Genomic DNA, 26,437 nt, shown 5'->3' on the forward strand with positions numbered 1-26,437 from the left:
CGCCTTGCCATCGCGGGCCCGCGCCTGCAAGCGTTGCGGGGAACTCGAAGGGTTGTTCCACCGTTACGGCGCTTGTGTTGCACTTGTCGCCTTGGCCTAAATACCCCATGAAGCGGGCAAGATGCGGGAACTGACCGATTTCCAGATTGAGGCCTCTGCGCAAGGGGAAGGCGCGAAGCTCGCCTTCCGCGGGCCGATGACGGTGTCCTCGCTGGGCCTGGCCGATGCGCGGCTGCGTTCGCTGGACGAATCCATCGCCGCGATCGACCTCTCCGGCGTCACCCGCATGGACACCGTCGGCGCGTGGACAGTCTGGCGCCTCTCGCGAGATAACGACGCAAAGATCATTGGCTGCAGCGAGGAAGCGCAGAAGCTGGTCGACGCAATCCGCAAGGCCGATTCGAACGATCATTCAGTCACTGCGCACCGCCTGCCGCTGCTGGAACGCGTGCCCGCCCATGTCGGCATGGTCATGGCCGGGCTGGGCCAGGGTGCGCTGCAGGTGCTGGGCTTCCTTGGCCAGGTGATCCTCTCGGCGGGCACCCTGCTGCGCCATCCCTCGCGCTTCCGTGGCAAGGCTCTGGTCCACCAGATGGAACTGGTCGGCGTCAACGCGCTCGCCATCATCGGATTGATGAGCTTCCTCGTCGGCATCGTCATCGCCCAGCAAGGTGCGGTGCAGTTGCGTCAGTTCGGGGCGGAGATCTACACCGTCAACCTCGTCGGCCGCCTGACCTTGCGGGAGCTTGGCGTGCTGATGACCGCGATCATGGTCGCCGGCCGCTCCGGTTCTGCCTTTGCCGCGCAGCTTGGCACGATGAAGCTGACCGAAGAGGTCGACGCCATGCGCACCATCGGCGTATCTCCGATGGAGGCGCTGGTCGTTCCGCGCATTGCCGCAACGATGATCATGATGCCGCTGCTCGGCTTTTATTCGGCCTTCCTTGGCATCATTGGCGGGGCTTTCCTGTCGAGCCTGACGCTGGGCATCCCGTTCTTCACCTTCCTCGCCCGTGTCCAGGAAGTCGTGCCGCTGCACGATGTCTGGGTTGGCCTCACCAAGGCGCCCGTGTTTGGACTGATCGTCGCGCTGGCGGGCTGCTACCAGGGCATGCAGGTCAAGAACAATGCCGAGGAAGTCGGCACTCGCACCACGGCGGCGGTGGTCATGGCGATTTTCACCGTCATCGTGCTCGATGCGTTCTTTGCGGTGTTCTTCACGAATATCGGGTGGGGCTGATGGACCAGGACGCCGCCGCCGCCGAGCAGCTGATCGACCTGCCCGATCCGTTCGAGGGCAAGTATCCGATCCGCGTGCGCGGTGTGCGCAATGTCTTTGGCGATCACGTGATCCACGAAGGCCTCGATCTCGATGTGCGTCGGGGCGAGATCCTTGGCGTTGTCGGTGGTTCGGGCACCGGCAAGTCGGTCCTCATGCGCACGATCATCGGCCTGCAGATTCCGGAATCGGGCGAAGTCGAAGTGCTCGGCAGTTCGATCACCGATGCCCGCGATGATGAAGACATCGACATTCGCAGCCGCTGGGGTGTGCTGTTCCAGGGCGGCGCGCTGTTTTCGACCCTGACCGTGGCAGAGAACGTCGAAGTTCCCCTGCGTGAATTCTTCCCGGAGATCAGCGACGAGCTGCGCCACGAGATCGCGCGCTACAAGGTCCTGCTCTCTGGGCTGCCCGCCGAAGCGACAAGCAAGTATCCGTCCGAACTTTCAGGCGGCATGAAGAAGCGTGCAGGCCTTGCCCGCGCGCTCGCGCTCGATCCCGAACTGCTGTTTCTTGACGAGCCGACCGCCGGACTCGACCCGATCGGCGCGGCCGCTTTCGACCAGTTGATCCTCAAACTGCAGCAGACGCTTGATCTCACCGTATTCCTGATCACCCACGATCTCGATACGCTTTACGAAATCTGCGATCGGGTGGCGGTGATCGCGGACAAGAAGGTGATTGCCGTTGGCACGATCCCGGAACTGCTCGCGCTCGATCATCCGTGGATACAGGAATACTTCAACGGCCCGCGCGGACGTGCGGCGCAGAATGCCCAGGAGCGGCACGACACTGCGCGGCATGAAGCCACGCTGGCGACTAATTCGGACGTTGGGCGTTCTTCGCCTGATCCTGAAGGGGCATAAGGACTAGGCGATGGAAACGCGCGCAAACCATATCTGGGTCGGGCTGGTCACGCTGGCATTGCTGGCGGCGACGGCCGTGCTGACCATCTGGATCGCGCGTCTCAACCAGGGCGACCTCAACGAATACGACATCTTCTTCAAGCAGTCGGTCGATGGCCTTGCCAAGGGCTCGGAAGTCTCGTTCTCGGGCGTGCCTTCAGGCCAGGTCAAGGACATCAAGCTGTGGGAGCGCGACCCGGAATTTGTCCGCGTACGCATTGCGGTCGATCGCAAGGTGCCGATCCTGCAGGGCACAACCGCCAGCCTGCTCGGCAGTTTCACCGGCGTATCGACGATCCAGCTTTCCGGCGCAGTCAAGGGCGCCCCGCCGATCGCTTGCCCCAAGGAAAACAAGCGCGCCACCTGCCCCGAAGGCGTGCCGGTCATCCCGACCAAGCGCTCCGGCCTTGGCGAAATCCTTTCGAACGCCCCGCTCCTGCTCGAACGCCTCGCCACGCTGACCGAGCGCCTGACCATGGTGCTGTCGGACAAGAATCAGAAGTCGATCGAGAACATCCTCGCCAATACCGATCGCATGACCGGGAATCTTGCCGATGCCTCGCCCGATGTGAAGCGCACGCTGGCCGAACTGCAGGCAACGCTGCGGCAGGCCAACTATACCCTGGCCAGCTTCGAGAAGCTGACCAACTCGGCCGACAACATGCTCAACAACGATGCCAATGGCCTGGCCAAGCAGCTTCGCCAGACGCTGAAATCGGCTCAGGGCGCGGCTGACGAACTGCAGGGCACGCTCAGCGAGGCCCGCCCGGCCGCACGGCAGCTCAACGAACGCACGCTGCCTGCTGCCGAAGCCGCGATCCGCGATCTTCAGGCGACGACCAGATCCCTGCGCGAAGTGACTGACCGCCTGAACGATCAGGGCGTCGGCGGCTTCGTCGGTGGCCCCAAGCTGCCCGACTACAAGAACTGAGGAGGCGATGAAGATGATCCGTAAAGCCCTAGTCGTCCCCGCACTCCTCGCCGCACTTTCGGGCTGCGTCAGCCTGGGCCCGAAGGTGCCCGATACGCTGCTCGCCCTGACCCCCACCGCTGCGCCTGCTGCGGGCAGCACCACCAGCGGCACGTTTGCCAATGCGCTGGTGGTGATGGAGCCCTCGGCCGAAGCGCGCCTCGCGGTCACCCGCGTGCCGGTGCAGATCGACGATGCCAACGTCGCCTATCTCAAGAAGACAATGTGGGTTGAACGTCCCTCGCGCCTGTTCCAGCGCCTGCTGGCCGAAACCATCCGTGCACGCGGCAGCCGCCTCGTGATCGAGAACGATCCGGGCGCTGCGGGTCTCCACCTCTCGGGCCGCCTGCTCGACATGGGCTATGATGCGCGCACCATGTCCGCCGTGGTCCGCTACGATGCGGTCAAGGAAAGTGGCGGGCGTGTCGAAACGAAGCGCTTTGAAAGCACAGTGCCGGTGACCGAGGCCGAGGCGAAGTATGTCGGCCCCGCGCTTAACGAAGCCGCCAATGCCGTGGCCAAGCAGGTGGCGGACTGGGTCGGCTAAGGATACAACTGTTGCACCCCCTCGCAGGCGGGGGCCTCAGTCGGTTTACTGAAGGGTTTTGTAACAGCACCCAGGTCCCCGCCTGCGCGGGGACGCAGCGGTTTACTTGATTGCCAGCCCCGCAAACCGCGCCGCCGCAGCAAAAGCGCCAGCGCGCTTTTCGCGCCGTTCCATGGCCTCGGCGTCCTTGCCCCAGAGTTCGGCCTGCCAGTCCTCCTCGAGGTTGGCGGCGTCCCACAGCGCGTCGAGGTCGGCGTCGGGTCGCAACGCCGCAAGGCCGATCACCAGCGAGGCAGCGAGGCTCGTCGTGTTGCGCAGCGCGGCAAGCTGGAATGCATCGAGCGCTTCGAGTTCATCGCGCAAGGCAGCCAGCGTCTCTACCGGCTGCGGCTTGTGGATGATGCCGGTCACGCGCACGAACTGCACGCCCAGCCGCGCTTCGGTGCTCGCCAGCAGCGGCTCCCACATCATCCGCTGGCGCGCGGCGAACGCTTCGTCCGGCTCGGCGCGATAGCACAGCGTGTCGGTTTCGGCGTAGGGCAGGATCTCGGCGATGACCTGCGCCGGGCCGCCGGCAACGACATCGATCGCATAGTCCGCCATGTCGCGGAACAGGAACAGCGCCGGATCGATCTCCTCGCTCTGGCGCGCCCACTCCGCCGCCATCGCTTCGGCAAGCGCCTGTGTCGGCACGACTTGCGGTCTGCCCCCCACGGTCTTGATCGCTCGCCCGTCGAGCCTCACCCCGAAGCCGCCGTCTGCCGCCTCGACCGTCACTGCCTTGTAGAAACGCTTCATTGTCTATTCCGGAGTACGCCATCGCCGCGCCACGATGCGCGGCAGGAAGAAGAAGTCCCACAGGCCGACGAGAGCCAGGACGATGCCTGCAATCGGCGGGAGCGCAGCCAGCGGCCCCGGTCCCTTGCCAGCCTGCACCAGTACGCCCAACAGCACCAGCAGCGCGCCGGACAGCCGCACCACCTGCAGCGCGAAATAGCGCCCCATTGCCGGGTCTTGGGCCGGGTCTCTGGGCGCAGGATCGCTCATGCAATTCTCCCCAGCAGTGCACGCAAGTCCTCGATGCTCGTCGCGACCGCCTCGGCCCCGGCCTCGATCAGTTCCTCGGTCTCGTGATAGCCCCAGTCCACGCCGAACGGTCGCACGCCCGCGTTCACGCCCATGTGGATGTCATAAACGGTATCGCCGATCATTGCCGTGCGCGCACGATCCGCGCCGGCATCGGCGATGCACTGTTCGATCATCGAAGGGTCGGGCTTGGAAGGGTGCCGGTCCGCAGTCTGCAACGAGACGAAGTGGCTGGTCAGCCCATGGGTGGCGAGGCAATGGGCCAGGCCCCGGTCCGACTTGCCGGTGGCGACGGCAAGCTGCCAGCCTTGCCCGGCCAGCTCCTCGATCAGCCCGGCAATGCCCTCGTAAAGCGGCTCTGCGACGGCGCCTGCTGCCCGCCGCGCGCGGAAGGCGTCCTTGTAAAGCTCGGTCAGGCTCGCATGCTCGTGGTGCTCGCCCTCAGGGTGCAACTGACGCATCGCCTCGTGCAGCGAAAGGCCGACGACGCGGCGCGTCAGCTGGCGTTCGGGCGGTATCAGGCCCGCCGCCTTGAACGCCGCGTCCATTGCCGCGCAGATGTCGGCCTGGCTATCGACCAGCGTGCCGTCGCAATCGAATATGGCCAGCTTCAAGAAACAAGCCTCCGCATCAGTTCGGCAATGGCCGGCGAGCCCTCTGCCTCAAGCCCGGCCGCCACGCGTGCGCGCTCGTCGGCGCTCTTGTTCTGCGATAGCTTGAAGGTCGGTCGCCATGCCAGCACTTCCATCTCGAAGCCGACGATGCCGCCCATCATCGCACGCAGCTTGTCCTCCGGCATCTTGTCCATCGTCCAGGGCGTGCCCTCGGACAGCCGTGCCTCGTGCGCATCGGAGACCGTCTCGAGAAGCCCTCGCAACCCGTCCTGATCCATTCTCCGCACCCTACCTTCCATCTCGAGCGCAACGTAGTTCCACGTCGGCACTTGCGCCGGGTCGGCATACCAGCGGGGGCTGACGTAGCCATCCGGCCCGTTGACCACCGCCAGCGCCATCATCCCGTCGAGATGTTTTGTGAGAGCATTGCCGCGTGCGAGGTGGAACTGTACCGCGCCGTCCCCCGTGGAATGCAGTGGCACATGGGCGACGCGCGGCCCGTCCGGCACCGTGGCAAAGACCATCCCGAACCCGATCTCGGCAATCAGCGCCTCGAACAGGTCGCGGTCGTCGTGCCGGAAGGACGGGTTGGGGTGCATCAGTCCTTCCGTGCTCTGGATGCGGGCTTGCCCGCCGGCGCTCTACGCGCCGCAGCTGGCTTGCCGGCGGCCTTTCCTGCAGGCTTGGCAGGTCCCTTCTTCACCGCACTGCTCTTGGGAGCTGCGCCCTTCGCAGAAGCGGCCCGCTTGCCGGTGGGCTTGCGTCCGGCACTGCCCGCGCCCTTTTCGCCGTCCGCGCGCTTGCGGCGTTCGCCCCGGCGTTCCTTGCGGTATTCCTTGGCATGCTGCTTGGCCGCGCGCTTCTGGAAGGTCTTCTCGTCCAGCAGCTTTGGCGCTTCCAGCGGCAGGTCACCGTCTTCCTCGTAGAAGCCGAGGCTAGCCATGCTCGCGGCGAAGTGCGCGGGCAGGGGGGCGGTTACGTCGATCAGGTCACCCTCGGGATGCTCGATCCGCAGGCGGCGGGCGTGGAGGTGCATCTTGCGGCTGATCGTGCCGGTCAGGAACGCGGCCTGCCCGCCGTACTTGCCATCGCCGACGATCGGGTGCCCGATCGCCGCCATGTGCACGCGCAGCTGGTGGGTACGGCCCGTCAGCGGTTGCAGTTCGACCCACGAGGCCGAATTGCCGGCGCGGCTGATCACGCGGTAGCGGCTGCGCGCCGATTGGCCCTGGCCGCTTTCATCGACCATCATCTTCTCACCGCCCGTGCCCGGCTGCTTGGCCAGGGGCAGTTCGATCAGCCCGTCCTTCACTTCGGGCACGCCGACGACCAGCGCCCAGTAGATCTTGCGTGCCGAACGACCGGAGAAGTGCTTGGAGAAGAACGCCGCGCTGCCGGGCGTACGCGCGATCAGCAGGACGCCCGACGTGTCCTTGTCGAGCCGGTGGACCAGACGCGGGCGCGGTTCGCCATCGGCGGCATAGGCATCAAGCAACCCGTCGACATGCTCGTGCGTGCCGCTGCCGCCTTGCGTGGCAAGGCCCGGCGGCTTGTTGAGCACGATCGCGGCGCGGTCCTTTTCCAGCACCATCGATTCGGCAAGGCTGATCTGTTCTTCGGTCAGCGGCTTGCGCACGCGCTGGCCCTTGATCCCGGCGCCGACCGGCGTGGCATTGCCGGGAGGGACACGCAAGGTCTGGCCCGCTTCAAGCCGGGTATCGACATCGGCGCGCTTGCCATCGACGCGGATCTGCCCGGTGCGGGCCCAGCGCGAAACCGTGGCAAAGCCGACCTGCGGCAGGTGACGCTTGAACCAGCGGTCCAGACGCGCGCCCGCATCGTCGCGGCCAACGGTGAATTGGCGGACGTTGTCGTCCGGTATCTTGCCGCGGCTCATGCTGCACCTCGCATCATCGAAAGGCCAAGGAACAGCCCGGCCACGCCGCCAAGCAGCGAGCCCAGGGCATAGAAGCCGGCCATGCCATAAAGTCCGCGCTGCATCAGCATCGCCGTTTCAAGGCTGAAGGCAGAGAAGGTGGTGAAGCCGCCGAGCACGCCGACGCCCAGCAGCAGGCGCAGCGATTCGCTGCCGTCCTGCCGCGCCAGCCATCCGGCCAGCAGCCCCATCAGCAGGCTGCCGCTGACGTTGATCAGGAAAGTGCCCCATGGGAACACGGTGTTGGGACCGGAAAACGCAGTTACGGCGCGCCCCGCATGATAGCGCAGCATGGCGCCGATGCCGCCACCAAGGGCGACGAGGGCAGTTGCCGTCAATGTATTGGGAGAGTTCATGAAGGGCTATTAGTGTCTGGACCGGATTTACGAAAGCCGTAATTCCTGACGCGGCACCGGCCGGTGCCGCTGCCGGAACGCGAGTTACGGCTCAGCCATAAAACGCACGACTTTGCTTGCCTTTGTGGGGCGTTTTGACTAATGGCGCTCCCGTTCGGGCCGGTCCTGTACGGATTCGGCTTGCTTTGTGTTTCCAGATTCAAGGTGACTCCCGCCGGTTTCGCGGGCTCTCGCCGTCAGATTGAGGTGTAGCGGTTTATGCAGATTCTCGTTCGCGATAACAACGTCGACCAGGCTCTTCGTGCACTCAAGAAGAAGCTGCAGCGTGAAGGCGTGTATCGCGAAATGAAGCTGCGTCGTCACTTCGAGAAGCCCTCGGAAAAGCGCGCTCGCGAGAAGGCTGCCGCGGTTCGCCGCGCCCGCAAGCTCGAGCGCAAGCGCCAGGAGCGTGACGGCGTCAAGTAAGACGGATCGGGGCGGAAACGCTCCATCTGGCTACTTGCCGTAAGCGCCCTGATGGGCCAAGAGGGCGCCGCACTCCGGCGCCCTTTTTCGTGGGCTTCGGTCAGGTCATTCGAATCATCCGGCGCGATTCGGGCGAATCGCGCTCCAGGGGGAAAGCATGTCGGAAATCACCCGCGTTCCGCTCCAGCCCGTTGCCAAGGGCTCCGTCGGCAAGATCTGGCTCGGCGTCATTGCCGCAGTCCTGCTCGGTTCGGGCGTGGCCTATGCCACCCGCTATCAGGGCATCGAGATCGAGACGGTCAAGGCCGGCACCGGCGCTTCGCCGACTAAGGCTGATGTCGCGCTGATCAATTATGTCGGGCGTCTCGCCAGCGGCAAGGAATTCGACCGGGGCCAGAACGCGGTCCTCCCGCTCGAGACCGTGATCCCTGGCTTCTCCGAGGGCCTTTCGAAGATGCAGAAGGGCGGCAAGTACGTCCTCGAGATCCCGTCCGAGAAGGCCTATGGCGCCGAGGAAAAGCGCAATCCGCAGACCGGCGAAGTGGTGATCCCCGCCAATTCCGACCTCGTCTTCGAGATCGAACTGCTCGATTTCCGCAGCGCTGCCGAAATCCAGCAGCAGCGCATGATGCTCGAACAGATGCAGCGCATGCAGGGCGGGGCCGGTGGTGCAGAAGGCGGCGCTCCTGGTGGCGTGCCGATGCCCGAAGGCGCTCCGCAACCCTGATCCTGGCCGGGCGCCCTTATGGGGCGGCCTCGGCTTGAAGCACGCCGTGCGCTCTGGTAGCGCGCGGCGTTCCTTTTTTCTTTCCGATAAGAGTATCCGCCATGTCCGTAGATACCGCCACGGTGGCGAAGATCGCCTCGCTGGCCCGCATCAAGGTCACCGAGGCCGAGCTTGACGCGATGGTCCCCGAACTCAACGGCATCCTCGCCTGGGTCGAACAGCTCGGCGAAGTCGACGTGACCGGGATCGAGCCGATGACCGCCGTCATCCCCAACCACCAGCGCCTGCGCGATGACGTGGTCAACGCCGATCCGCTGACCGGCGGCGATATCCGCGATGCGGTGCTGGCCAATGCGCCCGCGCCCGAACATGGCTTCTTCGGCGTGCCCAAGGTGATCGAATAATGACTGACCTGACCAACCTCGGCATTGCCGCCATCCGCGATGGCGTGGCCAAGGGCGAGTTTACCGCCACCGAAGTCGCCACCGCGTTCAACGCGGCGGTAGAGGCAGCACAGCCCGCCCTGAACGCCTTCATCGTCACCACGCCCGAAAAGGCGCTGGAAGCCGCTGCAAAGGTCGATGCAGACCGTTCGGCGGGCAAGGCACTGGGCAAGATGGCTGGCGTGCCGATCGGCATGAAGGACCTGTTTGCCACCAAGGGCACGCAGACCACCGCCGCCTCGAAGATCCTCGAAGGCTTCAAGCCCGAGTATGAGTCGACCGTTTCGCAGAAGCTGTGGGACGCGGGCGCGGGCATGCTCGGCAAGCTCAACCTCGATCAGTTCGCGATGGGCTCCTCGAACGAGACCAGCGCTTTCGGCAACGTGATCTCGCCCTGGCGCCGTCCGGGTGACACGGCGCCGCTGGCCCCCGGCGGCTCGTCGGGTGGTTCGTCATCTGCCGTCGCCGCGCGCATCGCCCCTGCCGCCACCGGCACCGACACCGGCGGCTCGATCCGCCAGCCTGCCGCCTTTACCGGCATTTCCGGCATCAAGCCGACCTATGGCCGCTGCTCGCGCTGGGGCGTCGTCGCCTTTGCCTCCTCGCTCGATCAGGCAGGCGCGATGGCCCACGACGTGACCGACTGCGCGATCATGCTCGAAGCCATGGCCGGATTCGATCCCAAGGATTCGACCAGCCTCAACCTGCCGGTGCCCGAATGGACCGAAGGCCTCAACGCCGACATGCGGGGCAAGAGGGTCGGTATCCCGCGCGAATACCGCCTTGATGGCATGGACCCGGACGTGGCCAGGTCGTGGGACGACGGCATCGCCTGGCTGAAGGACGCGGGCGCCGAGATCGTCGAAATCTCGCTGCCGCACACGAAGTACGCGCTGCCGACCTATTACATCATCGCTCCTGCCGAAGCTTCGTCGAACCTCGCCCGCTATGATGGCGTGCGCTACGGCCTGCGCGATCTGCCCGACGGTGCCGGCCTGCAGGACATGTACGCTGCCACCCGCGCTGCCGGCTTCGGCCCGGAAGTGAAGCGCCGCATCATGATCGGCACCTATGTGCTTTCGGCCGGCTTCTACGACGCCTACTACACGCAGGCGCAGAAGGTCCGCACCCTGATCTCGCGGGACTTCACCAACGCGTTCATGGACGTAGACGTGATTCTCGTCCCGACCGCGCCGTCCTCGGCCTTTGCGCTGGGAGAAAAGAGCGCCGATCCGCTGGAGATGTACCTGAACGACGTGTTCTCGGTGCCCGCCAGCCTTGCCGGCCTTCCGGCGATGTCGGTGCCCGCCGGGCTTGACCGCAACGGCTTGCCGCTCGGTCTTCAGGTCATCGGCAAGGCGTTCGACGAGCAGGGCGTGCTCAACGCCAGCCTTGCCATCGAACAGCGCGCGCAGTTCACCGCACGACCGGAGAAGTGGTGGTAAGCCAGTCGACCGACGGGAGCAGCGCAGCCAAGCCCTTGCGCTATCCCGTCCTCGATGCCTTGCGCGGTCTTGCGGCGCTGGGGGTGGTGTTTCACCATATCCCCGCCGTGGCTGGCATTTCCGCTGCGGGGTTCGATGCGAACTTCGGCCGCATGGTCGACCTGTTCTTCGTGCTGTCGGGCTTCGTCATCGCCGCGTCCTATGGCGCGAAGCTCTCGGCAGGCTTTTCGTTCTCCCGCTTCATCTGGCTGCGCTGGGGCCGCGTGTGGCCGCTGCATGCGGCGATGCTCACCGTTTTCGCGCTGTCGATGCTGGCGCTGGGGCTGATGCGGCCGGAGTTGCGCACCCATGGCCTGATGGCGGGGGCGGGCGATCCGGCCGACCTGCCGATTGCCTACCTGCTGCTGCAGGGCGTGGTGCCTTCGCTGGGTGTCATCTGGAACCACCCAAGCTGGTCGGTATCGGTGGAGATGTTGCTTTACCTGCTTGCGGCCGCAGGCTGGCGCGCGGGCGGACAGCGCATCTGGATGGCGTGGCTGGCGCTTGCCGTGGCCGTGCTGACATACGTTGCGCTTGGCGGACCGTTCTACGGCCTGGCGTCCAACATCGGGCGCGGCATTGCCGGGTTCGGCCTGGGCCTCGCTCTCCATCGCGCTTACCAACGCTCCACGCCGCCGACGCTGCCGGTCTCCCTGGCGACCGTGCTGGAAGGCGCGGCGCTCCTCGCTCTTGGCGCGGCGCTGTGGGGCAGCGGTAGTCTCATCGCCTTCGATCTTGCCGCCACTGCGCTGGTGGCCTTGGCTGCACTCCAGCGCGGGCTCATCTCGCGCCTGCTGTGCGCAGCGCCATTCCAGTGGCTCGGCGCGATGTCCTATGCGCTCTACATGGTCCACGTCTTCGTGATCGGCCGCGTGTTCGATCTGCTGGCCGTGCTCCAGCCGCGCCTGGGGCTGATGATTGCCGATTCCACCATTGGCGGGGCAGACGCCCTGACCGGCCCGGCTTGGCAGGCTGACGGCATGAAACTTCTCATCATGGCGCTGTGCCTGATCGTCGCCGTGCCTTTTGCCAGGCTGATCGAGCAACCGGCGCGCAGCTGGTCGCGCCGCGTGGCCGGGCGACCGGTGCCCAGGCCGGCGATTTGACCCCTTTCCAACCCATCCCTCACACCTTATCGGGCGGATCATGAGCGAATATCGTATCCAGGGCGCAACCGGCGAATGGGAGGTCGTGATCGGCCTCGAAGTCCACGCGCAGGTCACTTCGAATGCCAAGCTGTTTTCCGGCGCGGCCACCGCGTTCGGGTCTGAGCCGAATACGCAGGTCAGCCTGGTCGACGCGGCGATGCCCGGCATGCTGCCCGTGCCGAACATGGAGTGCATCCGCCAGGCGGTGCGCACCGGCATGGCCATCAACGCGCAGATCAACAAGTGGTCGCGGTTCGATCGCAAGAACTACTTCTACGCCGATCTTCCGCAGGGCTACCAGATCAGCCAGCTCTACCATCCGATCGTGGGTGAGGGCTCGATCGAGATCCAGCTTGACGACAAGAACCCGGAATCGACCAAGACCATCGGGATCGAGCGGATTCACGTGGAGCAGGACGCGGGCAAGCTGATGCACGATCAGCACCCGACGATGTCCTATGTCGATCTCAACCGCTCCGGCGTCGCGCTGATGGAGATCGTCAGCCGCCCCGACATGCGCTCCCCGGCCGAGGCCGGAGCGTATCTTTCGAAGCTGCGCACGATCCTGCGCTATGTCGGCTCGTGCGATGGCAACATGGACCAGGGTTCGATGCGCGCCGACGTCAACGTCTCGGTCCGCCGCCCCGGAGAACCCTTCGGCACCCGAACCGAAACCAAGAACGTCAACTCGGTCCGCTTCGTCATGGCCGTGGTCGAACAGGAGGCCAAGCGCCAGGTTGCCCTGATCGAGGATGGCGGCGCGGTGGTGCAGGAAACGCGCCTTTACGATCCTGACCGCAACGAGACCCGCTCGATGCGCTCCAAGGAAGACGCGCATGACTATCGCTACTTCCCCGATCCCGATTTGCTGCCGCTCGAACTCGATGATGCCTTCCTCGAGGATTGCCGCGCGAGCCTGCCCGAACTGCCCGACGCCAAGCGCCACCGCTACGAGACCGCGCTGGGCCTCTCGGCCTACAATGCCGGCGTCCTGACGGCCGATGTCGAGACCGCGCGCTGGTTCGAAGTGCTGCTGTCCGAAACCGCGGCAAAGGCGAAGAAGAGCGAAGCCGATGTCGCCAAGCAGGCGGCCAACTGGCTGATCTCCGAACTGTTCGGCGCATTGAACAAGCTCGGCAAGGGCCTCGACAATTCGCCGATCAGCCCGGCAGCAGGGGCCGAACTGCTCGCCCTGATCGCCGACGGCACGATTTCGGGCTCCATCGCCAAGCAGGTGCTGGAAAAGATGCTGGAAAGCGGCGACGGCGCTGCCGCCATCGTCGAGCGCGAAGGCCTCAAGCAGACCTCGGACACCGGCGCCATCGAAGCCGCGATCGACGGCATCCTTGCAGCCAACGCCGACAAGGTCGAACAGTACAAGGCGGGCAAGGAAGCCCTGTTCGGCTTCTTCGTCGGCCAGACGATGAAGGCGATGCAGGGCAAGGCCAACCCCGGCGTCGTCAACGAACTGCTGAAGAAGAAGCTGGCCTGATCGGGCAAGCTGCAGGGCGGGTTCAGTGCCCCCGCCCTGCACACCATAACTCAGATCGAAAAGTCGAAGATCCGGGCGGTCATCGCGCCACCAGCGCCACCGCCTGATAGAGAGTACATGAAGCCGTACTCGCCCTTTGGTAGATCGCTCGTTGGCTGGACCAGAAAAACGCCGGGACGGACGAGCTTGTAGTCAAAGCCAAGGCGATCCTTGTCCATGACGCCGGTTTTTGCTCCGCCGATGTTCAGGCTTCCGACACGGGCTTCCCGGCGATCCTTCTTCGGCGTGAGTTGAACCAGCGTGAACTCGCTGGGGGAAGTAACAGTCGCCGCAGTTCCTGACGCCCAAGTTGCGTTGGTCGCAGCAACCGAAGGATTGGACTCGTCAAAGAAAAAGTAAAAGCTCGGTCGCCCTTCGGAAGCGTGAGTTCGCGCAGTAGGGTTCTGAATGGATGCTTTGACGCTCATTGATGCAATGCCGCCAGTCAAAGCGTAGCCGAGGATGCCGCCGGTCTTAGCCTGATTCGTGACTACGGGATCGATGCGAAGCATCTTGTTTGCTGAGCTGTCCATCAGGTAGACGCCTGCTGGATGAGGCACTGAAGGGTCCGGAGAATCCAAGGAAAGTTTTACTTCTGCGGGCTTCTTTTGCGCCAAAAGGGCCGCGATGACCGGCCCGGTTACACCCTTGGCTTTAAGGTCAAGCATCTGATCGACACTGAGGTCCAGATGCGTATCGGTACTGTTGATCTTCGCTACGATCGCTTCGTCGCCAATCCCGGTTTTGGTCAGCATGACGATATCGTCGATTGAAAGCGTTTGCGCCATTGCGGGGCTGGCAATCACGAATGCCAGAATCATGGCTAAAGTTAGTCTGTTCAAGATAGGGCTCCCTGTTGCTCGCCCCGCGATTGAGCAGTGGTCAGCAACGTCCGAAAGCAACCGCGCCAAAACGGCGGTATCCCCCATACATTACGAACAAATGCTACGTTAAACCCCGGAGCTAGCCGTTTTTAACAGCTGAGGCATGTCATGACTATTCCGGAAGTCAGCGGTCAAGCTGCAAACTCGAATTGCACACTAAGAATTGCATCAGTGCCCATGCTGGTAACCTGTGCGATGCTCTCATGGCCTATCGGAGCTGTGCCAGCCCAGCAGCCGCGATTTACAGCAGATTTGCAATTGAAGCGTAGTGTGGGGCGGCTTCGCGCAGGTCAGTTCTGCTTGCCAAAGGGGAGTATTAGCGGGGCTGATTTCATTTCGGACACACCTCAGTTCGATCTTCTGATGCGGCAAACTCTGGATGCACAGCCTCCAACTGATCAAATTTTGCTTGGCAGCGGCTCAGCTCCAAAGATCGAAGTTCACTTCAAGTCAGCCGAAGTGAAGCTATGCGCGAAATCGTGGGGCATGTTCGGCATGGGCGATACGAAATCGCTCAGCGGGAAAGCAGCTTTCACGTTCACCTGGAAGAAGGACGGTCAAAAGGCCTTGGCTGTCGAGACTATTGCGCTTGAAGTGAACGGAAAAGAACGCCTGACGGCCCCGGCAATTTTGCGCAGGGCCGTCAATGTACTGTGCGGGCGAATAGCTGCATCTGGCCAATAACTGGGCGAAGAATCGGCTAGCCCGCCAACGGCGCTCACCTCACCCCCGCGTCCCCTCCATCGGGAATGTCCCGAACATGCCTGCCGTGACCTTGCCGGTCAGGGTGTCGCCCTCGATCGTTGCGGTGCAATCCAGCGTCATCGGCATCGGCACGGTCATCTTCATTTGCCAGGTCAGCGTGTTGCCATCGACCTTGCCGTTCTCGACTTCCATCGAGCCCATCTGGCCGGCGTTGGTGCCGGTGAAGCTGTCGCCATCGACGTTGACGGTGAAGGTGCTGGTCTGGTCGCCCATCGGGGTGTGGGTCACGCAATTGTAGGTGCCGGCAACGGACATTGATGCTCTCCCATTATGGTGTGCTGAGCGAAGTCTATCTACAAACGTGTCAATAGCAAGGCAGGCCTCGTGACGAAGCGTTGCCCCGGTTGGCGGCACGAAAAAAGGGGCGCGCTGGCCGCACGCCCCCCAATCCGATTCGAGATGCGAAAGCTTACTTCGGCGCGGCCATTTCCTCCACCGGCAGGCCGAACTTGTCGAGCTGCGGCTTCACCTTGGCGGCGTCGCCGACCACGACCCAGACCATGCCGTCCGAGTTGATCTTCGAGCGGAAGGCCTTGTCCACTTCGGCTGCGGTCATCTTGCCGTAGCGCGCGGAAAGCGTCTCGTAGAAGTCATCCGGGCGCTGGTAGTTGACGATCTTGGCAAGGCCATCAAGCACTGCGGCGCTGGTCTCGAACATGCCGGGCAGTTCGCGGGCGCTGCCCTTGGTCGACCAGTCCAGCTCCTCTGCGGTCACGCCCTTGGTGCTGCCGTACTCGTCGATCTCGCGCTTGATCTCGACCAGGGAATCGCCGGTGCGGTCAGTCTGGACCGGGGCGATGACCTGGAAACGGACCTTGTCGAGCGGTTCGCTGACGCCGTTGTAGGCGCCATAGGTCCAGCCCTTGGCTTCGCGCAGGTTCATGTTGATGCGGCCGAGGAAGTTGCCGCCCAGGATGTCGTTGGCGGTGTTCAGCGCGACGGTGTCATCGGTGCCCTTGGCGTCGATCACCTTGCCGGCCATGATGAACGACTGCGGCGAGCCGGGGCGGTCGACGAGGATCACGCGCGACTTCTGGGCCGGGACCGCGGCGGAGAAGTCCTTCACCGGGCGGGCCATGCGGTTCGAAGGCCAGTTGCCGAAGCTGTCATCCAGCATCTTGACCACCGCATCGAGCGTGGTGTCTCCCACCACGAAGATGCGCGCGGTATCCGGGCGGAACCAGCGGGCGTGGAAGGCCAGCAGGTCTTCGCGCGTCAGCTTCTTGACCACTTCGGCATCGCCCAGGCCGCTCGACGGGAAGGCATAGGGGTGGCTGCCGTAGAGCGTTGGCACGAGCACTCGGGCGGCGAGCGCCTGCGGGCTCTTCATCTCGGCCGAGATCGCCGTGAGCTGCTGGGTGCGCACGCGCTCGAGGTCCGCCGGAGCCAGCGCCGGACGGCGCACCACGTCTGCAAGCAGGCCGAGCGATGCACCGAGGTTGGGCGAGAGCGCATCGACCTGGAACGAGGTCAGGTCGCTGGTTGCCGAGAGCGAGATGTTGGCGCCGAGGCGTTCACGCTCACGCGCGAATTCCGAGCCCGAGAGCTTCTGCGTGCCTTCATCCATCAGGCTGAGCAGAAGCGATTCGGTGCCGAGCGCCGACTTCGGATCGGCGGCATAGCCGGCATCGAAGCTGACGCGGACCGAGACGGTCGGCACTTCGGAACGCTTGGCGAAATAGACCGGAATGCCGTTCTTGAGCGTCGCGCGCTGGATCGCCGGGAAGTCGAGCGGCGCAAGCTGGCCGACGGCGGGCAGCTTCGAACGGTCTGCGTCCGCGACTGCCGGGGCAGGCACGCCCTTGGCCGGCATGTCGGGATCGCGGAAGTAGGCGGGCCGCATGCCGGTTGCGCCGTTGGTGTAAAAGCCGCCACGCGCTTCGCCGCCTTCGGTGCGCTCGCCCGGCTCCACCGTCAGCGCGAAGGCGGGGCGGGTCAGCCACTTGCCCAGCGCGGCCTTGACCTCGGCGGGCGTCATCTTGGCGGTGCGATCAAGCTCCTGCCGGTAATGCTCGGGGGTGCCGTTGTAGAGCAGGCCCTCGGCCAGTGTCGGCGCCTTGCCGTTGAAGCCGCCGGTGCGCTCCAGCCCGCGGATCTCGTTGGCGGTGGCAGAGGTTGCGGCGCGCAGCAGTTCGTCCTGCGTCGGGCCGTCCTTGATGAACTTCGCGATTTCGGCATCGAGCGCGGCAGCGACCTTGGCCGGGTCCTGCCCCGGCGTGACATCGGCCTTGATCACGAACTGCGCGGCCTGCGCGAACACTTCGGCATCGGCCGAAACCGCAACGGCGACCTTCTGTTCACGCACCAGCGCGTCGTCGAGGCGCGAAGAGGCGAGGCCGCCCAGCACCGAGGCGGCAAGATCGAGCGGCAGATAGTCGGGGTTGTCGAGACCGGGCACGGCCCACATGCGGTAGATGCGCGTGGTGGCAACCTGATCCTTGATCGTCTTGGCGACGGTGGCGGGAAGCGTCGGCACCGGGGCGCTGACCGGCTTGACCTGCGGGCCCGGCTTGATGTTCCCGAACCACTTGGTGACCTTGGCCTTTGCGGTTGCCGCGTCGATGTCGCCCGAGAGGACGAGGATCGCGTTGTTGGGCCCGTAATGGTCGGTGAACCAGCCCTTCACGTCCTCGAGGCTTGCCGAATCGAGGTCGGCCATCGAGCCGATCGTCGAGTGATGGTAGGGGTGGCCCGAGGGGTAGAGATTTTCGAGCTGTTCGTACTCGACGATGCCGTAGGGATTGTTGTCACCCTGACGCTTTTCGTTCTGGACGACGGCGCGCTGGTTATCGAGCACCTTCTGCGTCACCGCGCCGAGCAGGTGGCCCATGCGGTCCGATTCCATCATCAGCACCATGTCGAGCGCGGCGGTGGGCACGGTCTCGAAGTAGTTGGTGCGATCGAACCAGGTGGTTCCATTGACGTCGGTGGCGCCGACCTGCTGCAGCGGCGTGAAGAAATCACCGGGCACGTTCTCGGTGCCATTGAACATCAGGTGTTCGAACAGGTGGGCAAAGCCGGTCTTGCCCTTGGGCTCGTTCTTCGAGCCGACGCCGTACCACACCGAGACCGCGACCACCGGAGCCTTGCGGTCGGTGTTGACCAGCACGGTCAGGCCGTTGTCGAGCTTGAAGCTTTCGTAGGGAATCTGGACCTTGGCAACGAGGTCGGAGAGCGGGGCAGGCTTTGCTTCCTGCGCAAGGGCAGGTGATGCAAGCGCGGTCGATGCGGCAAGGGCAAGCAGGCTGGCGGAAAGTTTGTGCTGCATGAGTGTCCCGTGAAGTGGCAGCGGACAGGCGCGCTGCGGGGGTTGTGCGAGGTCGAAGAGCAGGTCCAGCCTGAATGTCGGCTTAGCCACAGCTCCCAGATTTGGTTTGATTGGAAACTTTCTAGTGCCCATGCTCGCGCGCGCAAGTGGAGCGTGCCCAATGGGCAGGTGCCACGCGATCCGTTTCGACAAACGACAAAGAGAGACCGATGAACGTCAAGCTGCTTGTTTCTGCGCTGTTGCTGTCTGGCGCAGCAGTTCCTGCCCTGGCCGAGGAGCCGGTGTTCGATGCGCAGGCCGTGCGTGCGCACGTGACCTTCCTGGCCGACGATCTGCTGGAAGGGCGCGATACCGGCAGCCGCGGTTACGACATCGCCGCCAGTTACGTTGCCTCGCAGTTCATTGCGCTGGGGCTTAAGCCTGCCGCCGCCGATGGCTCGTTCTTCCAGAAGCTGACGGTGCGGGAGGCGCGGCTGGATGGCGCGCCGAAGCTCGCGCTGACTTATGGCGGCAAGGAGACTGTGCTGTCCGATACGGCGCAACTGCTGGTGCGGCCCAGCCTGACCGACGCCAAGGTGTCATTCGAAGCGCCGCTTGTGTTTGCAGGCTTCGGTTTCGACCGCCCGGACCTTGGATTCAACGACTACAAGGGCCTCGACGTAAAGGGCAAGATCGTCGTCGTGCTGACCGGCTTTCCCAAGGGCACGCCGAGCGAGCTTGGCGCGCACCTCAATTCCGACAAGGCGATGATGGCGATGAAGCGCGGCGCGATCGGCGTGATCAGCGTGCCGACGATCGAGGATACCGCCCGCCGCCCGTGGGACAAGCGCGTGGCGATCTCTGATGGTCCGGCCAAGGGCTGGGTCGGCGCTGATGGCAGGGCCTTCAGCCGCACGCCGGGTATCAAGGGCGGGGCGACGCTCAACCCCGATGCTGCCGCGCCGTTGTTCGCCGCATCGGGCAAGCCGCTGGCGAAGATTCTTGCAGAGGCCAACAGGACCGGCGGCAAGCCCAAGGGCTTTGCCATGAAAGCTCGCGCCAGCCTGTCCTATGCGCAGACGTGGAAGGACGTGGTCAGCGAGAACGTGGTTGCCATGTTGCCGGGAAGCGACCCGCGGGTTGCGGACGAGTTCATCGCCATGACCGCGCATCTCGATCACATCGGCGTGCATGGGAAAGGCGAGGACACGCTGCACAACGGCGCCATGGACAATGCCTCGGGCGTGGCGACGATGATCGAGGTGGCGCGTGCCGTGGCGAAGGAGAAGCCCCGCCGTTCGGTGATGTTCGCGGCGCTGACCGGGGAGGAAGGCGGTCTGATCGGCTCGGACTATCTGGCGCGCAACCCGGTCGTGAAGGGTGAGGTTACAGGCCTCGTCAACTTCGACATGCCGGTGCTGACCTACATGTTCAGTGATGTCGTGGCCTTCGGTGCCGAAAATTCGACGATGGGCAAGGTCGTGGCCGAAGCGGCGACAAAGGCGGGGATCAAGCTCTCGCCCGATCCGATGCCCGAGGAGGGGCTGTTCACCCGCTCGGACCATTACCGCTTCGTGCAGCAGGGCGTGCCCGCGGTGTTCATGATGACCGGCTTCGAAGGGCCGGGCGAAAAGGCCTTCCGCAGCTTCCTGAAGGATCACTACCATCAACCCAGCGACGATCTGAAGCTGCCGTTCAATTGGGATGCCGGTGCGCTGTTTGCCAAGGTCAACTACTACACCGTGATGGGGCTCGCCAACGGGGCCGAGCGGCCGAAGTGGTACGCAGGCAGCTTCTTCGGCAAGGAATTCGCGCCCAGGGCTGCGAAGGCGGCCGATCCGGTGAAGTAGGCCGGAACCTTTGGCGTCCCCGCGCAGGCGGGAACCTCGGCGGTGTTAACGAAGGTTCGCGTAAACCGACCGAGGCCCCGGCCTGCGTGGGGGAGCAGGTTCCTGTCCTTGCTCCCGATCAAGGAACTACCCCTGTCGAACGGTGTAGCTTTTTCGTCGGCGCGACCCTTGTGTTGCGTAAAAGCCACACCATGTTCTGCGCAACAGGAGGATGTTCAACACCATGAACCTCGAGAAATTCACTGACCGCGCCAAGGGCTTCCTGCAAGCCGCGCAGACCGTTGCGATCCGCATGAACCATCAGCGGATCACGCCGGACCATATCCTCAAGGCCCTGCTGGAAGACAGCGAGGGCATGGCCAGCGGGCTGATCCAGCGCGCGGGCGGCAATGCCGCATTGGCGCAGACCGAAGTCGACAAGGCGCTGGCGAAGATTCCGGCGGTGTCGGGTTCCGGTGCGCAGCAGACGCCGGGGCTCGACAACGATGCCGTGCGCGTGCTCGATGCCGCCGAGCAGATTGCCGCAAAATCCAACGACAGCTTCGTTACGGTCGAGCGCATGCTCGTCGCGCTGACGCTCGCCACCACGACCTCGGCGGGGCAGGCGCTCAAGGCTGCCAATGTCACGCCGCAGGCGCTCGAAGCGGCGATCACGCAGCTGCGTGGCGGGCGCACGGCGGACAGCGCCAGCGCCGAAAACGCCTATGACGCGATGAAGAAGTATGCCCGCGACCTGACCGAGGCCGCGCGCGAGGGCAAGCTCGACCCGGTAATCGGCCGCGACGAGGAGATTCGCCGCACCGTGCAGATCCTCGCCCGCCGCACCAAGAACAACCCGGCGCTGATCGGCGAACCGGGCGTGGGCAAGACCGCGATTGCCGAAGGCCTCGCGCTGCGCATCGCCAATGGCGACGTGCCGGATTCGCTGCGTGACCGCACGCTGATGGCGCTCGACATGGGCAGCCTGATTGCGGGGGCGAAGTATCGCGGCGAGTTCGAGGAGCGCTTGAAGGCCGTGCTGGACGAGGTCAAGGGCGCCGAAGGGCAGATCATCCTGTTCATCGACGAGATGCACACCCTGATCGGGGCGGGCAAATCGGAAGGCGCGATGGACGCTGGCAACCTGCTCAAGCCTGCGCTCGCCCGCGGCGAACTGCACTGCATCGGCGCGACGACGCTCGACGAGTACCAGAAGTACGTCGAGAAGGACCCCGCGTTGCAGCGGCGGTTCCAGCCGGTCTTCGTGGGCGAGCCGACCGTGGAGGACACGATCTCGATCCTGCGCGGCATCAAGGACAAGTACGAGCTGCACCACGGCGTGCGCATTGCCGACAATGCGATCGTGGCGGCGGCGACGCTGTCCAACCGCTACATCTCGGACCGCTTCCTGCCCGACAAGGCCATCGACCTGATGGACGAGGCGGCCAGCCGCATCCGCATGGAAGTGGAAAGCAAGCCCGAGGAGATCGAGAAGCTCGACCGCCGCATCATCCAGATGAAGATCGAGGAGATGGCGCTGGCCAAGGAAACCGACGCCGCGTCGAAGGACCGGCTGGCGACCTTGCGCGAGGAACTGGCGAACCTTGAGCAGCAATCGGCCGAGCTGACCACGCGCTGGCAGAACGAGCGCGACAAGATCGCCGCCGAGGGCAAGGTCAAGGAAGCGCTCGATGCCGCGCGCAGCGAGCTGGAAGTGGCGCAGCGCAATGGCGACCTGGCGAAGGCCGGGGAGCTTGCCTATGGCCGCATTCCCGAGCTTGAGCGGCAGCTGGCCGAAGCACAGGGCGTGAGCGCCAATGCCATGCTGCGCGAGGAGGTGACCGCCGAGGACATCGCCGCCGTCGTCAGCAAGTGGACCGGCGTGCCCGTCGACCGCATGATGGAAGGCGAGCGCGAGAAGCTGCTCAAGATGGAAGAGGTGCTGGGCAAGCGCGTGATCGGGCAGAAGGACGCGGTGCTGGCCGTGTCCAAGGCCGTGCGCCGCGCGCGGGCCGGATTGCAGGACCCGAACCGTCCGCTGGGCAGCTTCCTGTTCCTCGGCCCCACGGGCGTGGGCAAGACCGAGCTGACCAAGGCGCTGGCCGGCTTCCTGTTCGACGACGACAGCGCGATGGTGCGCATCGACATGAGCGAGTTCATGGAGAAGCACTCCGTCAGCCGCCTGATCGGCGCGCCTCCGGGCTATGTCGGCTATGACGAGGGCGGCGTTCTGACCGAAGCTGTGCGCAGGCGGCCCTATCAGGTCGTGCTGTTCGACGAGGTCGAGAAGGCGCACGGCGACGTGTTCAACGTGCTGCTGCAGGTGCTTGATGATGGCCGCCTGACCGACGGGCAGGGCCGCGTGGTGGATTTCACCAACACGCTGATCATCCTGACCAGCAACCTCGGCAGCCAGTACCTCGCCAATCTGGAAGAGGGGCAGGACGTCGCCTCGGTCGAACCGCAGGTCATGGATATCGTGCGCGGGCACTTCCGGCCCGAGTTTCTCAACCGGCTGGACGAGATCATCCTGTTCCACCGGCTGGGCCAGGAACACATGGCGCCGATCGTCGACATCCAGGTCGGCCGGGTGGCGAGCCTGCTCAAGGACCGCAAGATCGTGCTCGACCTGACCGATGCGGCCAAGCGCTGGTTGGGCCGCGTCGGCTACGATCCGGTCTATGGCGCGCGTCCGCTGAAGCGGGCGGTGCAGCGCTATCTGCAGGACCCGCTGGCCGAGAAGCTCCTGGGCGGCGAGGTGCCGGACGGCTCGACCGTGCGGATCGACGAGGGCGACGGGGCGCTGACGTTCATCGTGGAGTGATCGGGGAAGGGGCTGCTGCGGTGGCCCCTTTTTCGTTGGCGCGGCACTGATTTGCCCACCCCGCTGCGACTAGCTTCACTGCGTTCAGGAAGTCTCGCGGCCCTCCCGCCTGCGGGATGGCAGGAGTCAGGCGCTGCCCTTTCATCCCCCCTCCCGTAAACTGGAGGGGATCGGGGTGGGCATCCTTCGACAAGCTCAGGATGAGCGGTGACGCGCGACAGGGCAGATCATCCGCTGGCGAATGCGGACGGTTACGCCGGTGGGAAATCACAGATCGCGCGACCGGTGCGGTGCCGTTGTGGCACGCAAGGGATGGGGCGCGGGACCGGCTGCGAGTGGCCGGGGGCGGTTCCGAACCCCTTGTCGGCTCAGCCTGATGGTCGGACACATGTGAAAGGACGAAGCTTTGGCAGCGGCTCGCGTACTGCCTTGGCTTCTGGCAAGCGGCTGCGTGAAAAGAACCTGTCGTTTGTGCTGACACAGTCGCACAATCATGGCGGGTTCCGCATCCGCAGCGTCGCTCAGGGTTCGGCGCCGTGCTATCAGCCCTGGGTTGTCCTGTCTGTCCTTGGGTAACGGCAGGGATTGCCCGGTGGGTCTTGGGGCTCGCCCCTCGTTGAACCCGCTGCGCACCTGCCGCACCGATCGCGCCGAAAGCATTGGCCACAGCGTCAGCTTCCGAAGGGAGAGGAGCGGGTTGGCCTTGTGCCCTCTCCTGACCTGTGGGCGGGGCGTATAACCTATATGGTTCGTTTTGTCAAGGCCTCTTCGCACGTCCCCCATCGTCTTCCCGGGCTTGACCCGGGATCCCGCTTTCTTCTTGCGGCGGCATGAAGGAAGAAAAGCCCAGCCCCGGGTCAAGCCCGGGGCGACGGTGAGTTTGGAGATTCAGTGAGGTGTCCCCTAATCCCACCGTGTTTATAACTGTACTACCCGATCTTTGTATTCGGAAATGGATTAAAAGGCGTGAATGACGATGTACCTAAATGGCAATATTCTAACCGACATTCTCATGAAGAACGTTGCAGAATCTAAAAGTCCGCTTTTCCAAGCGAAAATCAATTCACTGCTAGAAGTGACCAGCAATGCCGTCGCGCATGCTGCAACGAGATACCCTGATGCTGGTTTTTGTAGAATCTTCATTTCCCATCTCGACAGAAGCTTATAGAAATTACGATAATAGTGAGAACTATTTAAATAGTATAGCAATTATTGCGTAAGCGCCCACCGTTACCTCACGCTCATCCCCCGCCTTGCACCCCACCTCCACCCACCCCATATCCCTGCGAATGGGGGCTGCTGATACGATCATTTCCGGAACCGTCGCTATTGGCGGGCAGCGGCTGGACAAGGCTCTGGCCGATGCTTCGGGGCTTTCGCGGGAGCGGGTGAAGGCTTTGCTGGGCGAGGGGCGGGTCAGTCTTTCGGGCAAGGTGGTGTCGCAGGCTTCGGTGAAGGTTGCCGAGGGTGCTTCGTTCGAGATCCGCGTGCCTGAAGCCGCGCCTGCTGAAGCCATCGCGCAGGATATTCCGCTCAACGTCGTCTATGAGGACGAGGCGCTGATCGTGGTGGACAAGCCGGCAGGGCTGGTCGTCCATCCGGCGGCGGGGAATCTCGATGGCACGCTGGTCAATGCGCTGCTGCACCATTGCCGGGGGCAGCTTTCGGGCATCGGCGGGGTGGCGCGGCCGGGGATCGTGCATCGGATCGACAAGGATACCTCGGGGCTGCTGGTCGTCGCCAAGACCGACGTGGCGCACGAGGGACTGGCCAAGCAGTTTGCCGACCATTCGATCGTGCGTGCCTATAAATGCGTGACCGCGGGGCTGCCAGTGCCGCCAGCGGGGACGGTGCGCGGAGCGATTGCGCGGTCGAGCCATGACCGCAAGAAGATGGCGCTGGTGGAGGATGGTCGCGGGAAGCACGCGGTGACGCATTACCGGACGTTGGCCGCGCTCGATGGGGCGGCGCTCGATGGGGCGGCGCTGGTGGAGTGCCGGCTCGAGACCGGGAGAACCCACCAGGTGCGCGTTCACCTTGCGTCAATCGGCCATGCGCTATTGGGTGATCCTGTCTATGGACGCACACCTTCAAAGCTTCGGCCGCTGCTCCAGCGGCTCGGGTTTCATCGCCAGGCGCTGCATGCGGCGGAACTGGGGTTCATTCACCCCGTTACCGGTGCGGCCCATCATTTCGCCAGCCCGACGCCCGTCGATATGCGGGAACTCATCGTCGAACTCTGCGCTGAAGGGCATGATGCAAAGGTACTGGCGATGTTGTAATGAAGGACTTTGGAGTCGTCCGCGAGGAGGCTCCGTTTGAGTGGTCCCGCCGCCGGTCGCCCATCAGGGGGCCGTCAATTGGGAACCGACGCGAAGAAAGGACGTGTTCAGGTGAGTGAGGAAAGAAACGCTGTGACAGTACCTGCCCTTGGCGGGGAAGCCAGCCTCAACCGCTATCTCTCGGAAATCCGCAAGTTCCCCGTGCTTACGGCTGAGCAGGAATACATGCTCGCCAAGCGTTTCCAGGAACACCAGGATCCCGAAGCTGCCGCCCAGCTGGTGACGAGCCATCTGCGTCTCGTGGCGAAGATCGCCATGGGCTATCGCGGCTATGGCCTGCCGGTCAGCGAGCTGATCTCCGAAGGCAACATCGGCCTGATGCAGGGCGTTAAGAAGTTCGAGCCCGACCGGGGCTTCCGTCTGGCCACTTACGCGATGTGGTGGATCAAGGCTTCGATGCAGGAGTTCATCCTGCGCTCGTGGAGCCTGGTCAAGATGGGCACCACGGCGGCGCAGAAGAAGCTGTTCTTCAACCTTCGCCGGATGAAGAAGAACCTCGAGGCGTTCGAGGATTCTGACCTGCATCCTGACGACGTGCGCAAGATCGCGACCGACCTCGGCGTGCCCGAGCAAGAAGTGGTCAACATGAACCGGCGCATGATGATGGGCGGCGATGCCTCGCTCAACGTCTCGATGCGCGAGGACGGCGAGGGTTCGTGGCAGGACTGGCTGACCGACGACCGCCCGCTGCAGGACGAGACCGTGGCCGACGCCGAGGAGGCTAGCTATCGCCACCAGCTGCTGGTCGAGGCGATGGACAGCCTGAACGAGCGTGAGCGGCACATCCTGACGGATCGCCGTCTGGTCGACGAGCCGAAAACGCTGGAAGAGCTTAGCCAAGTCTACAACGTCAGCCGCGAACGCGTCCGCCAGATCGAGGTGCGCGCGTTCGAGAAGCTGCAGAAGGCGATCCAGCGGATCGCGGTGGAGCGCAAGCTGCTGCCGGCCTGACGCGGGTTGCATGAGTCATACGAAGCGGCCGGGCGGTGAGCCCGGCCGTTTTTGTTTGTGCTTCTGGTTCCCCTGTCTGCTCGTGCTGAGCTTTTTCGAAGCAT

At 64.2% G+C, this 26,437-nt stretch carries 24 protein-coding genes; 15 read left to right on the plus strand and 9 right to left on the minus strand.

The genetic code is table 11. The annotated features are described in order from the left end of the window. The first annotated feature begins 121 nt into the window (after nucleotides 1-121). The 4 genes from NJ75_RS03965 to NJ75_RS03980 are packed head-to-tail and all read left to right on the plus strand — an operon-like array spanning nucleotide 122 to nucleotide 3,701. Nucleotides 122-1,240: an ABC transporter permease gene (locus NJ75_RS03965; RefSeq protein WP_039331666.1), complete on the plus strand. Its 1,119-nt coding sequence runs from the start codon at nucleotides 122-124 to the stop codon at nucleotides 1,238-1,240. Beyond that, the gene (locus tag NJ75_RS03970) at nucleotides 1,240-2,145 is read left to right on the plus strand and encodes an ABC transporter ATP-binding protein (protein WP_052241961.1); all 906 of its coding nucleotides are present in this window, start codon (nucleotides 1,240-1,242) and stop codon (nucleotides 2,143-2,145) included. The genes NJ75_RS03965 and NJ75_RS03970 overlap by 1 nt, the downstream gene beginning before the upstream one ends. 10 nt (nucleotides 2,146-2,155) lie before the next feature. Continuing rightward, nucleotides 2,156-3,115, plus strand: a complete 960-nt coding sequence (locus tag NJ75_RS03975) for an MlaD family protein (protein ID WP_039331668.1) — start codon at nucleotides 2,156-2,158, stop codon at nucleotides 3,113-3,115. Nucleotides 3,116-3,128: 13 nt separating this feature from the next. Then, nucleotides 3,129-3,701: an ABC-type transport auxiliary lipoprotein family protein gene (locus tag NJ75_RS03980; protein WP_062346692.1), complete on the plus strand. Its 573-nt coding sequence runs from the start codon at nucleotides 3,129-3,131 to the stop codon at nucleotides 3,699-3,701. Nucleotides 3,702-3,803: 102 nt separating this feature from the next. On the opposite strand, the gene NJ75_RS03985 is transcribed toward NJ75_RS03980, so the two are convergent. From NJ75_RS03985 to crcB, 6 genes are read right to left on the minus strand one after another with little or no spacing between them, the layout of a single operon-like run. Then, nucleotides 3,804-4,499: an ATP12 family chaperone protein gene (locus NJ75_RS03985; protein WP_039331672.1), complete on the minus strand. Its 696-nt coding sequence runs from the start codon at nucleotides 4,497-4,499 to the stop codon at nucleotides 3,804-3,806. Between the two features lie 3 nt (nucleotides 4,500-4,502). Continuing rightward, nucleotides 4,503-4,748 (minus strand): hypothetical protein, encoded by a 246-nt coding sequence (locus NJ75_RS03990; RefSeq protein ID WP_039331674.1) that lies wholly within the window; start codon nucleotides 4,746-4,748, stop codon nucleotides 4,503-4,505. Continuing rightward, nucleotides 4,745-5,401, minus strand: coding sequence for an HAD-IA family hydrolase (locus NJ75_RS03995; protein ID WP_039331676.1), 657 nt, complete (start codon nucleotides 5,399-5,401; stop codon nucleotides 4,745-4,747). Before NJ75_RS03995 ends, NJ75_RS03990 begins: the two co-directional genes overlap by 4 nt. Next, complete coding sequence (locus tag NJ75_RS04000) at nucleotides 5,398-6,000, minus strand: FMN-binding negative transcriptional regulator (protein ID WP_039331677.1); 603 nt, start codon at nucleotides 5,998-6,000, stop codon at nucleotides 5,398-5,400. Before NJ75_RS04000 ends, NJ75_RS03995 begins: the two co-directional genes overlap by 4 nt. Continuing rightward, nucleotides 6,000-7,298, minus strand: coding sequence for an RluA family pseudouridine synthase (locus NJ75_RS04005; RefSeq protein ID WP_039331683.1), 1,299 nt, complete (start codon nucleotides 7,296-7,298; stop codon nucleotides 6,000-6,002). The genes NJ75_RS04000 and NJ75_RS04005 overlap by 1 nt, the downstream gene beginning before the upstream one ends. Further along, nucleotides 7,295-7,693 (minus strand): fluoride efflux transporter CrcB, encoded by a 399-nt coding sequence (crcB, locus tag NJ75_RS04010; protein WP_174544564.1) that lies wholly within the window; start codon nucleotides 7,691-7,693, stop codon nucleotides 7,295-7,297. Before crcB ends, NJ75_RS04005 begins: the two co-directional genes overlap by 4 nt. A 258-nt stretch (nucleotides 7,694-7,951) precedes the next feature. Between crcB and rpsU the strand changes: the two genes are divergently transcribed. The 6 genes from rpsU (at nucleotide 7,952) to gatB (ending at nucleotide 13,452) form a co-directional block, all read left to right on the plus strand. Then, entirely contained in the window at nucleotides 7,952-8,158 is a 207-nt protein-coding gene (gene rpsU, locus NJ75_RS04015; protein WP_039331685.1) for a 30S ribosomal protein S21, read from the plus strand. Between the two features lie 157 nt (nucleotides 8,159-8,315). Next, nucleotides 8,316-8,885 (plus strand): FKBP-type peptidyl-prolyl cis-trans isomerase, encoded by a 570-nt coding sequence (locus NJ75_RS04020; protein WP_039331687.1) that lies wholly within the window; start codon nucleotides 8,316-8,318, stop codon nucleotides 8,883-8,885. A gap of 101 nt (nucleotides 8,886-8,986) precedes the next feature. Then, entirely contained in the window at nucleotides 8,987-9,289 is a 303-nt protein-coding gene (gene gatC, locus NJ75_RS04025) for an Asp-tRNA(Asn)/Glu-tRNA(Gln) amidotransferase subunit GatC (protein WP_039331689.1), read from the plus strand. Further along, entirely contained in the window at nucleotides 9,289-10,773 is a 1,485-nt protein-coding gene (gene gatA, locus NJ75_RS04030; protein WP_039331690.1) for an Asp-tRNA(Asn)/Glu-tRNA(Gln) amidotransferase subunit GatA, read from the plus strand. The genes gatC and gatA overlap by 1 nt, the downstream gene beginning before the upstream one ends. Next, nucleotides 10,767-11,918, plus strand: a complete 1,152-nt coding sequence (locus NJ75_RS04035; protein ID WP_169745693.1) for an acyltransferase family protein — start codon at nucleotides 10,767-10,769, stop codon at nucleotides 11,916-11,918. The genes gatA and NJ75_RS04035 overlap by 7 nt, the downstream gene beginning before the upstream one ends. 40 nt (nucleotides 11,919-11,958) lie before the next feature. Further along, nucleotides 11,959-13,452 carry an Asp-tRNA(Asn)/Glu-tRNA(Gln) amidotransferase subunit GatB gene (gene gatB / locus NJ75_RS04040; protein ID WP_039331694.1) on the plus strand — a complete coding sequence of 498 codons (1,494 nt, stop codon included), beginning with the start codon at nucleotides 11,959-11,961 and terminating at the stop codon, nucleotides 13,450-13,452. Between the two features lie 50 nt (nucleotides 13,453-13,502). Here the strand turns inward: gatB and NJ75_RS04045 are convergent, their stop codons facing one another. Continuing rightward, a complete protein-coding gene (locus NJ75_RS04045) occupies nucleotides 13,503-14,312 on the minus strand; it encodes a hypothetical protein (RefSeq protein ID WP_039331696.1) in 810 nt (269 codons plus the stop codon). A gap of 171 nt (nucleotides 14,313-14,483) precedes the next feature. On the opposite strand from NJ75_RS04045, the gene NJ75_RS04050 reads away from it, so the two are divergent. Further along, nucleotides 14,484-15,059: a hypothetical protein gene (locus tag NJ75_RS04050; RefSeq protein WP_169745694.1), complete on the plus strand. Its 576-nt coding sequence runs from the start codon at nucleotides 14,484-14,486 to the stop codon at nucleotides 15,057-15,059. 39 nt (nucleotides 15,060-15,098) lie between these two features. Here NJ75_RS04050 and NJ75_RS04055 read toward each other — a convergent pair whose 3' ends face one another. Then, complete coding sequence (locus NJ75_RS04055; RefSeq protein ID WP_039331704.1) at nucleotides 15,099-15,395, minus strand: hypothetical protein; 297 nt, start codon at nucleotides 15,393-15,395, stop codon at nucleotides 15,099-15,101. 154 nt (nucleotides 15,396-15,549) lie between these two features. Further along, complete coding sequence (locus tag NJ75_RS04060) at nucleotides 15,550-18,408, minus strand: M16 family metallopeptidase (RefSeq protein ID WP_039331706.1); 2,859 nt, start codon at nucleotides 18,406-18,408, stop codon at nucleotides 15,550-15,552. Between the two features lie 209 nt (nucleotides 18,409-18,617). Here NJ75_RS04060 and NJ75_RS04065 point away from each other — a divergent pair, with 209 nt between their 5' ends. The 4 genes from NJ75_RS04065 to rpoH all read left to right on the plus strand — a co-directional run bounded on the left by NJ75_RS04065 (nucleotide 18,618) and on the right by rpoH (nucleotide 26,333). Next, nucleotides 18,618-20,237, plus strand: a complete 1,620-nt coding sequence (locus tag NJ75_RS04065) for a M28 family metallopeptidase (RefSeq protein ID WP_039331708.1) — start codon at nucleotides 18,618-18,620, stop codon at nucleotides 20,235-20,237. A gap of 223 nt (nucleotides 20,238-20,460) precedes the next feature. After that, the gene (gene clpB / locus NJ75_RS04070) at nucleotides 20,461-23,040 is read left to right on the plus strand and encodes an ATP-dependent chaperone ClpB (RefSeq protein ID WP_039331930.1); all 2,580 of its coding nucleotides are present in this window, start codon (nucleotides 20,461-20,463) and stop codon (nucleotides 23,038-23,040) included. A 1,289-nt stretch (nucleotides 23,041-24,329) separates the two neighbouring features. Then, on the plus strand, nucleotides 24,330-25,322 hold the full coding sequence (locus NJ75_RS04075; protein ID WP_039331709.1) for an RluA family pseudouridine synthase: 993 nt from the start codon (nucleotides 24,330-24,332) through the stop codon (nucleotides 25,320-25,322). A 111-nt stretch (nucleotides 25,323-25,433) separates the two neighbouring features. After that, the gene (gene rpoH / locus NJ75_RS04080; protein WP_039331710.1) at nucleotides 25,434-26,333 is read left to right on the plus strand and encodes an RNA polymerase sigma factor RpoH; all 900 of its coding nucleotides are present in this window, start codon (nucleotides 25,434-25,436) and stop codon (nucleotides 26,331-26,333) included. Nucleotides 26,334-26,437: the final 104 nt, after the last annotated feature.

It is taken from the genome of Novosphingobium subterraneum, from assembly GCF_000807925.1.
GTDB classification, from domain to species: domain Bacteria; phylum Pseudomonadota; class Alphaproteobacteria; order Sphingomonadales; family Sphingomonadaceae; genus Novosphingobium; species Novosphingobium subterraneum.